The organism is Caldithrix sp. (genome assembly GCF_056497305.1).
Genome location: NZ_JBSMDE010000023.1, coordinates 35253 through 49966, shown reverse-complemented (window position 1 = coordinate 49966; position 14714 = coordinate 35253). Strand labels below are relative to the sequence as shown.

General features: G+C 44.5%; 6 protein-coding genes. 2 read left to right on the top strand and 4 right to left on the bottom strand.

What is annotated here, in order from left to right; translation table 11 throughout:
* Positions 1 to 50: 50 nt before the first annotated feature.
* Both ACWB0I_RS02295 and ACWB0I_RS02290 read right to left on the bottom strand, forming a co-directional pair.
* Positions 51 to 2861, bottom strand: a complete 2811-nt coding sequence (locus ACWB0I_RS02295) for a response regulator (protein ID WP_479386416.1) — start codon at positions 2859 to 2861, stop codon at positions 51 to 53.
* Between the two features lie 12 nt (positions 2862 to 2873).
* Complete coding sequence (locus tag ACWB0I_RS02290; protein WP_479386415.1) at positions 2874 to 6620, bottom strand: PAS domain S-box protein; 3747 nt, start codon at positions 6618 to 6620, stop codon at positions 2874 to 2876.
* Positions 6621 to 7287: 667 nt separating this feature from the next.
* Between ACWB0I_RS02290 and ACWB0I_RS02285 the strand changes: the two genes are divergently transcribed.
* Positions 7288 to 9804 carry a choice-of-anchor B family protein gene (locus tag ACWB0I_RS02285; protein WP_479386414.1) on the top strand — a complete coding sequence of 839 codons (2517 nt, stop codon included), beginning with the start codon at positions 7288 to 7290 and terminating at the stop codon, positions 9802 to 9804.
* A 3-nt stretch (positions 9805 to 9807) separates the two neighbouring features.
* On the opposite strand, the gene ACWB0I_RS02280 is transcribed toward ACWB0I_RS02285, so the two are convergent.
* Positions 9808 to 10623: an HAD-IIB family hydrolase gene (locus ACWB0I_RS02280; RefSeq protein WP_479386413.1), complete on the bottom strand. Its 816-nt coding sequence runs from the start codon at positions 10621 to 10623 to the stop codon at positions 9808 to 9810.
* Positions 10623 to 12350 carry a sialate O-acetylesterase gene (locus ACWB0I_RS02275; protein ID WP_479386412.1) on the bottom strand — a complete coding sequence of 576 codons (1728 nt, stop codon included), beginning with the start codon at positions 12348 to 12350 and terminating at the stop codon, positions 10623 to 10625. The genes ACWB0I_RS02280 and ACWB0I_RS02275 overlap by 1 nt, the downstream gene beginning before the upstream one ends.
* Positions 12351 to 12444: 94 nt before the next feature.
* On the opposite strand from ACWB0I_RS02275, the gene ACWB0I_RS02270 reads away from it, so the two are divergent.
* Positions 12445 to 14544 (top strand): S8 family serine peptidase, encoded by a 2100-nt coding sequence (locus ACWB0I_RS02270; protein WP_479386411.1) that lies wholly within the window; start codon positions 12445 to 12447, stop codon positions 14542 to 14544.
* Positions 14545 to 14714: the final 170 nt, after the last annotated feature.

Here is a 14714-nt window from a genome sequence, read left to right as displayed (position 1 = left end):
TGCTGCCTTAGAATACTTCCCTTAAAAGATCTAGCGCCTTAGGAAAGCCTCTAATTTTTTGCTGGATTCAGCCCTTCTTTTAATATCCTTTTTACCTTTCGTGCCAGATCAAGCGGTGAAAAGGGCTTCTGGAGAAAATTAGGCAGTTCATCTCTGTTTTCTTCACTAAATTCTTTTTCGCTGTAACCAGAAATAAACAGCACTGGCAGATCAGGAAATTTTTCGTGAATCATGGCCGCCAGTTTTTTGCCATCTAAATTGGGCATCACCAGATCTGTAATCAGCAAATCAAATTTCCGGGGATGAGTGTTCAACAGTTGCAAGGCTCCTTTGCCATCGCGGGCTGTAAAAACCTTAAAACCAAAATAAGATAAGGCGCGGGCAGTGAGTTTGCGCACATCAGCATCATCTTCTACCAATAAAATGGTGGCACTACCACGCAGAATTTCCTGATCTTCTCTTTCCTGTTGCGGGTTGATGACTTTCCCATTTTTCACTCTGGGAAAATAGAGATCAAAGATGGTGCCGTGTTGTGGAGCGCTGCTTACGTAAATCAAACCTTCATTCTGTTTAACGATCCCGTAAACTGTGGAAAGGCCCAGACCGGTACCTTCCCCCACACCGCGAGTGGTAAAGAAAGGTTCAAAGATGTGTTTTAATGTTTCTTCGTCCATACCTATTCCTGTGTCGGCGACTGAGAGTTGCGCAAAATCGCCGGGACGAGCACCGGCATTTTCTTCTACAAAAGACTTATCAATGGTGAAATTTTGTGTAATAATCGATAGCTTGCCGCCATCTGGCATGGCCTGTTTGGCGTTTACGATCAGATTGAGCAAAATTTGCTCCAGCTGGTGGGCATCGGCTTCTATGGGCCATAATTGGTTTTCCAGTTGCATGTCTATGATGATATTTTCTCCCAATAAACTTTTTAGCATCGGCATGTAACCGTTAATAACCTCATTCAAATTCAAAACGCGGGGCTGACGCATTTGTTTGCGGCTGAAGGCCAGTAGCTGACTGGTCAGATTTTTGGCCTTTTCACCAGCCTGAAAAATCTGTTCCGCTTTTTTGCGGTGCGGATCATCTTCTTTAAGGTTGTACAGCAAAAGCTGAGCATAGCCATTAATCACGGTGAGTAAATTGTTAAAGTCGTGGGCTACTCCGCCGGCCAATCGGCCTATGGCTTCCATCTTTTGGGATTGTAATAACTGTTGTTCCAGCTTTTTTCTGTCCGTGATGTCTTCTTGAATGGCCAGAAAATGAGTAATCGTTCCTTTTTCATCTTTAATCGGTACAATCAACATCTTTACCCAGAACATACTGCCATCTTTTTTGCGATCGATGATTTCGTCTGTCCAGGTTTCTCCTTTTAAAATCGTATTCCACAACAGGGAGTAAAGCTCGTCCGGCGTTTCGCCCGATTTTAAAATACTGGTCTTTTGTCCAATGATTTCATCCCTTTCATAACCGGTAATTTTACAAAAAGCTGGATTCACATATTCGACTTTTCCTCCAATATCAGTTATGAAAATTCCTACCGGACTGGCTTCCATGCCTATTGAAAGAAGATGAATAATCTGATCTTTTTCCTTTTTTTCTGTAATATCAAGGAGACTACCTAAAATGGCTGATTGGCCCTGGTAGTTAATGTGCGAAGCCAGTAATTCGATTTCAATGTTTTTATCATTTTTATCTTTCCCGGTAAACTCAATGTGCAACGGTTTATCTTTTTGGGTTAGAATTTGATCAAAAATGTTTTTGATCAATGGCCGGTTGTCAGGATGGCATAAATCCAGAAAGGAATTTAAATGCAGTATTTTTGAAGGACTCTGATATTTAAAAATTTTAGCCATTTGAGGATTAACATATTTGAATTTATTATTCTGCACTAAAAATACGCCTACCAGGGCGTTTTCGCTCAAAATTCTGTATTTGTACTCACTCTCTTCCAGAGCCTTTTGCGCTTTTTGTTGCAGATCTTCTAATTCAAATTTATGGAGGGCAAAAGCCAGATCGTCCCCTAATTCCTTAAACAACTCTACGATCTTCTTTTCTGGAGAAAAATCTGGGGTGAGAAAAGTAGTCAGTACGCCATATCGTTGCTCTCTGTATTTTAAAACATAGCTTAAGTGATAGTGGTCAGAATGGAAGCTGTTAAAGGGACAAAGAGAACAAATTTCTTCGCTGTTTTGAAAGATGACCACATCATTTGCTGTTAAAGATTTTTGAATGCATAGGGGGATTTCGTTTTGACTAACTGAATTTTTTATGTCGATTATTTCCCCACAATCTTCAGGATAAAAGTAGAACTTTGGCTTGTTGAAGTGAATATCGGTAATAAGCAGGCTGGAGGCAAAGACGCCGGATTCAGCCAGTAACTGGCCAATTTCGGAGAGCAAAGATTCGCGATCAGTTTTTTCCAGAATAAAGCGGTTTAATTTTTGGCGCGTATTTAAAATGGTATTTACGATCTGAAGTCGTTTTTCGGTTTTGTGACGGAATAAGACCATTTGGATATTGGTGTGTAAGTCGATGCCCCGTACGGGTTTTAGGAGGTAAGAAAATGCCCCGTCCATCTTAGCCTGGTTTAAGTATTCATTGTTCAGGTGAGCCGTGAGAAAAATAATGGGAATCTTGTGTTTTTGTGAAATGATACTGGCCGTTTCCAGACCGGTCATAGGGCCCCGAAGCCGAATATCCATCAATATCAGATCGGGTTTTGTAGCATCGATTAAAGAAATGGCTTCCTGGCCTGAAGCGGCTATTCCGGCTACCTCATATTGGTACTCCTGCAAAATTTGTTTTAAATGCGAAACGACCAGCGCATCATCTTCAACAATAAATATGTTTGTCGCGTCCATTGATCCCCACCCTTATTTTATTGAAAATTGGATGCTAATTTTAGTACCTTTTTCCCCGGAAAATTGGATTTCTCCGCCTAATTGGTGTGTTGCCCACAAATGTACAAGTTTTAATCCCATAGATTTAAGAGAACTTAAATCTTTAGGCAAAGTAAATCCCATTCCTGTATCTTGAACGATTAAATGGTACTGATCATTTTGTTTCCTAAAACCGACGAAGATTTCTTTCTTACCATGTACTTTGTCTTTAAATGCGTACTTAAAAGCATTACTCAACAATTCGTTGACGATTAAACCACAGGGTAATGCTTGATCCACCGATAAAGTAATATCGTCAATTTCTGATACAATGTTTACTTCTCTGCTATTGGCAAACGAATGGCGCACATTGGTAAGAAGAGTGTAAAAATAGTGTTTCATGTCTATGGCCGCCAGATTGGTGGAGTGGTACAGTTGTTCGTAAACCAGGCTCATGGCGCGTAATTGATTTTGCAAATTATTGAAAATTTCAATACTGTTCATGTCTTTCACCTGTTCCTTGTTCATTTGAATCAGGTAAAACAGACTTTGCAGGTTGTTTTTAACCCGATGATGCACCTCCTGCAGGAGAATCTCCTTTTCATTCAAAGCCTGGCTGAGTTTAAGTTCGCTTTCTTTACGTTGCGTAATGTCGCGCACTACGGCTACATAGCCGTGAATCTGGTCTTCGATTATCATGGGAGTGACATTAGCTGAAAACCACTTTAGCTGATTGCCGTGGGGCAGATGGTTAAATTCCAGCTTTACAGTTTTACCCTGATTTAGTTTTTGAATAGTTGTTCTGAGTTGCAGTTTTAGGGTTTCTGGAAAGAGGCGAAAAATGGGCTTTCCTAAATAGTTTTTTAATTCAATATGAAATTCTTGTGGATCGGGCATGTTAAAGAACAACAGCCTACCTCTGGGATCAAACAGGAATACCATGTCGACCATACTGGTTAAAATACTTTTGAAACGGCCTTCGGATTCTTTTAAAGCATGCTGGTATCTAATTCGTTCACTGATGTCTCTGACAATTGCTAAATTTACCTTTCGGCCTTGATATTCGATGGGGGTGGCCACAACTTCCACGTCCAGTTCTGTTCCATCGAGTGCAATATGTTTTTCCTGAATGAGAGGCACACTTTTTTGCGTTTTTAACATCATCAGGATGCGTTGTTTGACAATCTCTTTATATTCAGGATGCACGAGATTTAAAGCGGACTGTCCGATTAAATCATCGGCCGTTCTGGCCCTGTAAATTTTTACAGCGGATTGATTAACAAAAAGCAGCCGGCCATTTTCATGTACAACGATGGCGTCTGGAGACTGTTCAACCAGACTGCGGTAACGCGTTTCGCTTTCCCGCAGAGCGAGTTCAAAACGTTTGCGTTCACTAATGTCAACTAAAACGCCACGAATGCCGATGATTTCGTCCCGTTTAAGAATCGGGGCGGCAAAGATGAGCACAGGCTGTAATTGACCCTCTTTGTGCAAAGCGGTAAATTCGTTTTGCGGTGGGCGCTTCAATTGCATTAAGGCTTTAAAAAATGCTTCCACCTTTGTTTGTTGTCCTTTTGGAAACCATTCCAGAATATTCATGCCGCTGAGCATTTCGGTTTGGCTGTAGCCGGTAAGACGGGTGGCAAAAGAATTAACATAGGAAAGTCGTAATTTTTCATTGGTCTCAAAAATGCACTGGGGCAGTAAATTGGCCATTTCTTTGAAACGCCGTTCGCTTTCAACGAGCTGATCCTGTGCCCGCTTTTGTTCCGTAATATTCTCTAAAACGCCCTCGAGAAACAATTGTTGCGTCTCCGGATCCTGATAAACCTTGGCTGTATCCCGAACCCAGATGATGGTGCCATCTTTTTTGCGTAGCCTGGTTTCGTGGGTATGTTGTTTTTCGCTGTATTTCAACAGATTTTTCCAGAGTATGTAGGATTTTTCGTCAACATAAAGAGAGAAGAAATTGATCCGTTGCAATTCTTCAAGGGAAGCAAACCCCAATAATTTTAACAACGTGGGATTGGCGGCAATAACCTTTCCCTGCTGATCGATCCGGTACAGGCCAACCGGTACATTTTCAAAAAGATTGCGATAGCGTTTTTCACTTTCGATTAAAGCAGAATAGGCTTCACGTTCTCGGGTAATATCGCGTACGGTGCCTAAAAATGCTGTTTTTCCCTGATAGCTGATAATGTTAATATTGAATTCACAGATTCGTATCTGGCCACTTTTGGTGACAATTTGAGCGGTGTATTGTTGTGGGGCAAAGTCGCCCTTTTTGCGGGCCCGGGCAAATTGGGTCAGTTTTTCTCTGTAGTCCGGATGGATGAGTGTAAAAATATCGATACTGTAGAGTTCATCGCGGGAGTATTCGGAAAGGTCCTGTAAACTTTCATTTACAAACAGGAATTTGTTGTTGCGATAGATAAAGATAGCATCGTGACTCTGTTCTACGATTTGCCGATATTTCTCTTCGCTCTCGTTCAAGGCCTTTTCAAATTTCTTTTTATCGGTTACATTGTTCGAATACAAAACAATGGAGTCAATTTTGCCTAATTCGTTCTGGATAGCCACCCCAGAGCAGTCAATAATTCCCGAAGTTCGTCCGTTTAATTTGAATTCCAGTTCCGAACGAAATTCTGGGTTCTCTTCGATGGTTTCCAGCCAGCGATTGAATATTTTTTTAGATCGGGCGTTCAGAAAATGGACAAAATTTTGCCCCTCTACCTTCTGAGGCGGAGTGTTGGTCTGTTGAAAAAAGATCGGATTGGCCTGGAGGATGGTTCCATCTTTTTGCAGCAGATGAATCCAGATATTGGCCGACTCGAATAAAGAACGGAACTGTCTTTCATTCTGTTTTAATTTTAAATGGCGTAGATATAAAATCCAGATCAAAAAGGAGATGGTCAGGATAAAGAACAGATTTAAGACAAAGTATTTGTTGCGCCGCACGGACAACTGATTGTTGGTAAACTTTGCAGTAGGGCTGATTTTAATTTTCCAGATTTTATCACCGATCTGTGCGCGCGTTTCCTTTACGAAATCGCTTGGTGCAGCGGGTGAGTGAGATTGGTAAAGGGTGTCGTTGCGGATGCTTTCAATAACTACGTTAAAATGTTCCTGTAAAAAGGGATTGTTAAGACAGTAGCGAATTAAGGTGTCGCTTTTGAAAACGATGTTAATGAATCCAATTAGGTCTTCGTTGGCAAAGACCGGTTTGTAGGAAGCAAAGCCTTTGCCCCCCTGTAAAAGAGGAATGACGGGGGTACAGGTGAGTGAACGGCTCTTGATGGCCTTCGTTATGGCTTGTTTTACATCCTGCGCCGGGTGATGGTGCAGGTCTTTATTCAGGGCGCCTTCATTGCCTTTTAAAGGATTAACGATGCGAATTACCCAGTAAGGATCGATCCAGTTAATAGCCTGAATACCCGGGTAAATTTTAAGCAGGTTAAACACATCTTTTTTAAATTTTTCTGCAGAATGGGCGTATTGATCGACCCAGTTGAGGGCCAGGTAATCGGCCAGAGAAAGCCTTTGATTAATCCAGGTCTCCAATCGAAAGGTAACCTGATCGGCCATGACCCCGGTTAAATCTTCCAGAGCCTGTTGATTTTGCTGCCGATCATGAAACCAGAGGAAACTGAGAATGAAAGCCAGTAAAAGAAAAAGGATTAAGGATGGAATCAGTGAAAATCCTTTTCTTCCAAAAATCCTTGTTCCTGTTTTTTTTTCCATATATCTGTTTTTAATACTCTTGATTAATAACCTTAATTTTCGGCAGGTTATCTCTTTTCTTTATTGAATTATCAGTATTTACAGCCTGTTAACTAACTTTTGGCCGGAACAAAGATGTCTGGAATGCGGCCTGTGCAAAACCCTTTATGAATTAAACTTCAAACGAGCGTGTGGGCACGTGTAGGAGCAGTAACGTTTAGTAAAATAACCGTAATGATTTTGTTCAATATTCATTCATGTAAACCGTTGAAACGGTTTCCTTTTTCGGCCTGTGGGGAGGCTCAATGTTTTGTGTGTTATTTTCCCCGCCGTTGAAACAGCGGGCTAATTTCATTCAGTCCCTACGGGACTTTTTAAATGTTCAGCTCACAGCTTTAGCGGCACAGCTCTTTGGGATAAGGAGCTTCCAATGTATGTTTTTAATGAAGCAGAGCCGCAACCATTTCAACAATTCAACAAATTTACCTCCTCACACAGCACAAAAGGCGGGAAAGGTCTTTTGAAGGAAGTATTCTAAAGTATGGTCTTTTACCTTCCAGCTTATTTTCATGGTAAACGATTTTCAAAGCAGGTTAATTTTAATGGTAATTGTGACTACAATCATATTATGAGAATCAAATTAACCTAATTTTAGCATTATTCTTTTCTTTTAAGTGGAGGACTTGCTTTGCTGCTGCGGATGCTTTTTTTATTCCTCCTCATTGTTCCCCTGACGGCTCAATCGATCCTGAACGTTAGCCGGTTATCGACAACAAACTTTAGTCCGGTTGCTGGTGAAAATTTTGTGGTGGCCGATGTCTGGGGATTTACGGACAGCGAAGGACGGGAATTCGCAATCGTTACCAGAACAGAGGCCGGGATCAGCCTTGTTGATGTCTCTGATCCTCAGCGCCCGGTAATGGCCAGTTTCCTGCCTATTCCCGCTGGGGCAAGTAATCTATTTCATGCCAAATATTACAATGGCTACATTTATGCTATTGCTCACCCGGGGCCTCTGCAAATTATTGATGCTCGTGATCCGTACAATGCGCAGGTTGTTAATGAATATGCAACAGGTTTTTCCGGGGCTTATGTCGATTTTATTTCGGACACGGTGTTGTTTTTGGCCGATGTGGACAGCGACCGCGAAGGGGTGAATCTGATTGCCCTGGACATCAGTGATCCGCAAAATCCGCTCGAATTGGGAACCTGGTCGAGAACTTACCACCACATTTTTGTCAGGAATGACACGCTCATTGGATTTGTGCAAAAGGGCGAAGTCGATTTTCTGGATGTCTCCGATCCATCAAATATCCAGAACATTTACACCATCGAAAATACCGGCTCCAAAACACACAGCGGCTGGTTGCATGATTCGGGCGCATTGCTGAGCGTTGACCATGAAACGCCCGGTGGACACCTGGCGCTCTGGAATGTTGATCCGCTTTCCATGGCCTCTGTTGTGTCGGAATACAGTACCTCAACCAATAATGAAGGAGAAACCAGCCTGCATCACTCGCGATGGTACTTTGATCTCATCTACATGTCTTACTGGCAGGATTGCTTTAGAGTTGTTGATGCCTCGGATGCTAATAATTTACTCGAAGTCGCTGTTTACGACACCATTCAGCCCAATCCAAACACTCTGTACCGGGGATTCTGGGGCTGTTACCCTTATCTGCCATCCCGCAATGTGCTGGTTACAGACCCCCAAGTGGGCTTGATTGTTCTGGATTACGTGAACGATGGACCGGGCATCTTCACCAATCCTATTGACTCTGTCGATTTACTGGGGGATAAATTGAGAGGCACCCTTTCCGCAATCAACGGCAATCCCATTGATACCAGCGCTTCTTACGTGTATTATCGATGTGCCGGGCAAAATTTCTGGCAAAAAACAAAAATAAGATCTCAGGGGGCGCCGGATTCCTTTTATTTTGAAATCGGCTCCCTGTCTGCTTCGTATGGTTATCTGGATTATTATTTACAGCTTAAAGATGATCAGGGCCAGAAGACGCGCAGCCCGGGGCTGGCTCCATTTCTTGATTTTTACCGTGTAAAAATAAAATCTGCTGGTACTACGATTCCAGAGCTCTACCTGAGTGAGATCAGCGACGGTACTCTTAGTCAGAATGCCTTTCTAGAAATTTATAACGCCAGCGGAACAGACATTGATCTGTCTGCAGCAAAAGTAGTCCGTTGTGCAGCCGGTAGCGACAATGCATTTCAACTGGCAGCCTATGTGTTCGATTTTAATGCCGATGAGAGTCAGCCCTCCTTTTCCACCATGGTGCCAGCTTACGGGTTTCTTATTGTGGCTAATGGTAGCGATCGAAGTACATTTGAAAATGAATGGGGAACTCTTTCCCCGAACACCAACTTTAATCCAGGTTCTTCTGACCTGCATCTGGGGCAGGGAAGTGGCACGCGTTGGGTTCTGCTGAGCGGAGGAAACGCCAATCAATTTGATGGCATTATTATGGACCAGACACCGACAAACGTAGGAGGCGAAAATCAATACGCTTATCAGCAGTCGCCTGGCAACTGGCTGGTGACCAGCGATCGGGCCAGTGCTACGCCAGGCGCTCTGGGGAACGACCAGTCTTTACCAGTAAACTTAATCGTTTTTCGGGCGCGTTTTGAAGGATCAAAGGTGGTATTGGAATGGGAAACGGCTTCCGAATCAGATAATCTGGGCTTTTTACTCCTGAGAAAATCAGATCGGGAAAAGACATTTTCTCTGATCGATGATTTCAAAACATGCCCCTTATTAAAAAGTAAAGGGAGCAGCGCATTGGGGCATCCATACGCTTATGTTGATTCTACGATTGCGCCTGGTTTAAGTTACCAGTACATTCTGGGAAGTGTGGCGGTCGATGGCAGCGTGACGCTACACGACACGATTAAAGTCATACCCCAAAATGATGTTCAGGTTGCCCGAAAGCCATTATTGGTCCGCTGTTTTCCAAATCCCTTTAACTCACAAATTACCATTACTGTACAACTTAAAGTCAATGACCAGCCTTTGCACATTAAAATTTTTGATATTCGGGGGCGGCTGATTAAGACTTTCGCCCAAACGGAAGGTACAACGAATCCCTTGATTTTTACCTGGCGGGCAAAAGTACTGCCTTCGGGAATCTATTTGCTGACCGTTGTACAAGGAGCGGAGCGTCAGGAACAAAAACTGCTGCTGATCCGGTAAACGTTACAATCGGTTTTTAATAGTGGCCAGAATGCCCGTTTCTGTATTTTTGAGAATGCGGAAACGTTTTTTTAGGTTAAGCGGAGCATTTTCTACTACAAAGGCTTGACCGGCCCACTCCAACAGAGCCACATCATTAAAGTCATTCCCTATGGCGACGGTATTTTCAGGCGCGATCTTTAATCTCGTAGAAAGCCACTGAGCAGCCAGGGCCTTATTGGTGTTCTTTTCAAAAATTTCGAGCCAGATGGTTTTCCCATCCAGCGGAGAAGTGGTGCGGATAAGGCGAATTTGATCTTCGAACGATTTGAGTTCACCGCTAAGTTGCTTAAGGTGAGGCGAGATAACCAGAATCTGGCTGGCAGGCTCCTGCCAGTTTCTTTCCGATAAAGAATGGGCAAAAGAGCGGTAGAGCTCGAACCGTCTTTTAAAATCGGGAGGCCATTGCTCTGCGCTGTGATAATAGAACATGTGGTTGTCTGGTAAAGGCTGATGGACAAAAAAAGAGTGGCCCTTTGCTTTCAATACCTCAATCAGTCTATCGACCAGCGAGCCGTTGAGTTGGCTGGCATGGATGAGGCGTTTGGTTGCCCAATCCATGATGCCTGCGCCGGTAGAAAAAATTAAATAGTCGATGGGAAAGTCTTCATCGATGACCTTTTTCAGCGAATACAAGGAACGTCCGGTGGCAATCACGCGCACCAGGCGTCCATCGCATTCTTTCAGAAGGTTTACATCTTCCTCTGAAATAAAACGCCCCGGCTGGAACAGGGTGCCGTCAAAATCCAACAACAACATCTTTTTCATTGCTTCGGCCATTACTTAATCCATACAACTTTCCTGACAAGGGTAAAGTCATCGGATTTAAATTGCAGCCAATAGGTTCCGGAAGACATATTCTTTTTAGCCGCCTCCCAGGTTAGGTGGTGTTTTCCTGCTGAAAAGACTTGGGAAGCCAGGGTGCTCACCTTTTTGCCAGTTACATCAAAAACAGTAATGGTCATTTTGAGCGGTTTGTCTAATTTAAATTCAATCCGCACGCCCGCATTGGATGGATTGGGAAAGGTATTGACGGAGATGGGAGCGCTTAACGTTTGATTCTGATGAGATACGCGTGAAGGGCCCGATTCAATCGGTACATGAAAAAAGGAAAGCGCGCCAACCCCGCGTTTATTGCGAATCCACGGCCCTTCATAGGCCTGGGTGGGCAACCGATTGTAGGTGGCGTTGGGCAAATAGGTTAAAAGCTGGGCATTCATCGAGGTATTTAAATCGAGTACAACGGTGTAGCCGTTGTTGATGGTGTATCCCTGTTTAACATAACCGAATTCATCGTCCAGGTAGAAATAATCTTTCATGGAATGATTCAGTGTATCGTCCGGCCAGATGACCGGCTGATCGTAGTGGATGGCAATGGATCGATGATTGGCATCCTGGTAATAGACCTCTTCAATGTCCGGCGCTTCAATATTCAGTGTATCCGTAGCCTGGTAAAAATCGCGTTCGACCAGTCGAAAAACCCAGGCGGCCATTTGCAGATAGCCATCGTCATTGTAATGGCAGCCATCGTGGCCCACCAGGCCGCAAGTAGCCATGACATGGACGTTGTCGTAAGTTTTTTTGAATTGACGTTGGATCTCCCGCAGGTCTGACTGACGGTCGCTGCCACAGGTGCCGGGATGTAGCTGGAACACATACACCTTGTTTAGTGGTTGGTAATCTTGCTGCCAGGCCCTGTACAGGGTATCGAATCGGGCAGCGTAATAATCGGCGTCAGGCGTATTGGAATCCGATTCTCCCTGGTGCCAGAAAATGGCTTTAACCGCATTTTGGACATGCGCTTTAGTGGCTCTGTACAACAATCGGCCGTAAGTGGTGCTTAAATTCATATGGTCATTGGAATCGGGTAGATTGTAACTGATCGAAGAGCCGCCGCTTCCGCCATTGATGAAGCAGGTTGGCATTCGGTATTTTTCTAAAATCAGTTGCTGCAGTCTTAACCCCCAGGTGCCCACCGCGTAATCACAATCATTGCACCAGCCCCGAGGAGTGGAAAGGCCCCAGGTAGTATCGGCGGGATTGTAATCATCGTAATTGGTGTGTTTTCCAAAACTACGGCAGAATTCACTTCTAAAATTGTAAGTGGAAGCATTGGGATGTGAGTTGGACTGGCCATTGATCAAAAACACGTCACCACAGGTGATGCTGTCTTCCCGTGCTACCATTTGTCCGTCCAAAAAGACCTCGAAGCGATATTCAAACATTCCGGCATAAATTTTGGGAGCAAAGGAAAAATCGGCTCGATTCGTGATATAGTTCAAGGATTGATCTTGCTCTTTCCACAAAGAGTCGTTCCGGAACACATTAAGCGTAATGGTTTGATGGCCCGGGCTACTGACCCAACCTTTGATTTCCACGACCGCAGAATCCTGATGGTCTCTGGCAAACAACTGCAAATGGGCCGGAAATTGGCTGAACGTAACATCCTGCGCCAAAAGCGATCCCAGGCTGGCAAGAAAGAAAAAAATACTTAAAATGTGATTCATGATGCTTCTCCTGGACAAAGATCTTCATATCTTAAAACGATTTAATAATTTTTTAATCAAATTACAAGTGGTTTAATCATTTTTTGAGGGTAAAATGCGTTTAATCCTTTCCTTTTTAATCGCGTGTTCCCTGTATGCCCAATCCTACCTGCCCGATGTTGTGCTCATTAAAATAAAACGTGCTTCGCTGGCCCAATTGGATGCAGCTCAATTTTCGGCAGGATTGACCGGAATTCCGACCATCGATTCATTAAATCAGCGTTATCAGGCCCGCCAGGTGCAACGGTTGTTTCCGTATTTTAAGCATAAGGGAACGGTCGATCGTCCGGTCACTCTGGACCAGTGGTTGAAAATCACATTTAAAAGGCAACAGGACATTCCCGCTTTAATTACGGCCTATCAGCAATTGGATGTTGTCCTGTTCGCCGATCCGTCGGTCATTATGCCACTGGATAAAACGCCCAATGACCCCTCTGTTGGATCGCAATGGCATATTGAACAAAGTAATGATCACGATGTCGATGCTTACACCGCCTGGGATGTTGACACCGGTGACAGCAGTATTATCGTTGCTGTGCTGGATACCGGGGTTCGCTACTTCCATCAGGATTTGGGCGGTGCCAACGCATCGTACACAAATCCCGGTAACAGTCGGGGGAATATGTGGATCAACTGGTCAGAAAAGTTTGGCACGGCCGGTGTGGATGACGACGGTAATGGAAAAATCGATGACTGGATCGGCTGGGATTTCGTAACCGGCAATCCTCAACTGTTTAATTTAGGCGATGACTATGATGTGGAAGATAACGATCCGCGGGATTTTAACGGGCATGGCACCCATTGCGCAGGAAATGTGGGCGCCATCAACAACAACAATTTGGGCGTTTGTTCGGTTGCTGGCGGCTGGGGCGAAGACGCAAAAGCGCGGGGCAATGGCGTGCAGGTTATGGCCTTACGCATCGGCTGGGATGACTTTCCCAGCGGTCGGGTCGACATGGAGTTTGCAGCCAACGCTTTTATTTATGCGGCGGATAACGGGGCCAAAATCGCCAGCTGCAGCTGGGGCAGTTCTGAAATAACTATCTTAACCGATGCGGTTAATTATTTCCTTTACAATACAACCTCCAACTTAGGCCCGAGTAATCGGGTGCGATTAATCTTTAAATCAGCCGGGAACGACAATGCCGACCAAACCGATTACCTAAACGGCAGGAATGATATCACTTCGGTGGCGGCAACGGATGAAAACGACCAGAAGGCCAGCTTTTCCAATTACGGCACGTGGGTCGACATTTCGGCTCCGGGCAATAATATTTACAGCACCTATCACAACTCCGCTTCGCCAGAAACAGATGCCTATTCCTCTCTTAGCGGAACTTCCATGGCCACGCCCATCGCGGCATCCGTAGCCGCGCTCATCTGGTCGCACAATCCTTCGTTAACCGCGCCCCAGGTTGAACAGATGCTTTTTGACAGCGCCGATGATCTGGACGCATTAAACCCTTCGTACGCGGGAAAATTGGGCGCAGGCCGGGTGAATGCCACAACAGCCGTGCAGCTGGCAGATCAATCCTTGCCAGTTACTTTAACTTCCTTCACCGCTCAATGGAACGGAGCGCTTGTGCAATTAAGCTGGCAAACGGCTTCTGAAATTGAGAATCTGGGATTTAATGTGTACCGATTGAGCCAGAGCGATTCTACCTGGCGGTGGATTGCCGGTTACGAAACCCATCCCAAATTAAAAGGACTGGGAAATTCCTCAACCGGGAAGACCTATCTGTTTACGGATAGCTCGTCTCTGCAAGCCAGCCACACCTATTTTTACCTGTTAGAAGACGTGTCCTTTAACGGACAAACGCAAAAACACGGCCCTGTCTCTGTGTTCATTCCGCCTATGGCCGTTCCGGAACAGATTATCCTGAAGCCCGCTTATCCCAATCCGTTTAATCAACAGACCAGCATCCGTTTGTTCATTCCGCAATCGTTTAACTCCGGAACGTTTCGTTTGACGATTTTTAATGAGCAAGGCCAGATGATCCGCAGGCTGGCCGGCGGAAAAATTAAAAATGGCTGGCAGCGCTTCATCTGGGATGGTAGAGACGACAATGGTCGCCTGATTGGCTCCGGCATCTATTTTTGTGTGCTCCGGGGACAGGATTTTAAAAAGGCCCGTAAGCTCGTTTTAATTAAATAAATGGGTGCGCTGAGCGATTTTTAAGAGGAGTCTTCAGCTGCAAGGCGGGCAAGTAGTCCTTGCCTCACAACCCCCTCTCCTGAAAAGCGGGGCGAGGGGGAAATTCAACTTTACAGTGAAAAGGTTTCTTCTGTCTTACAAAGGTCTCGAGCTGAAACTCGAGTTACGTT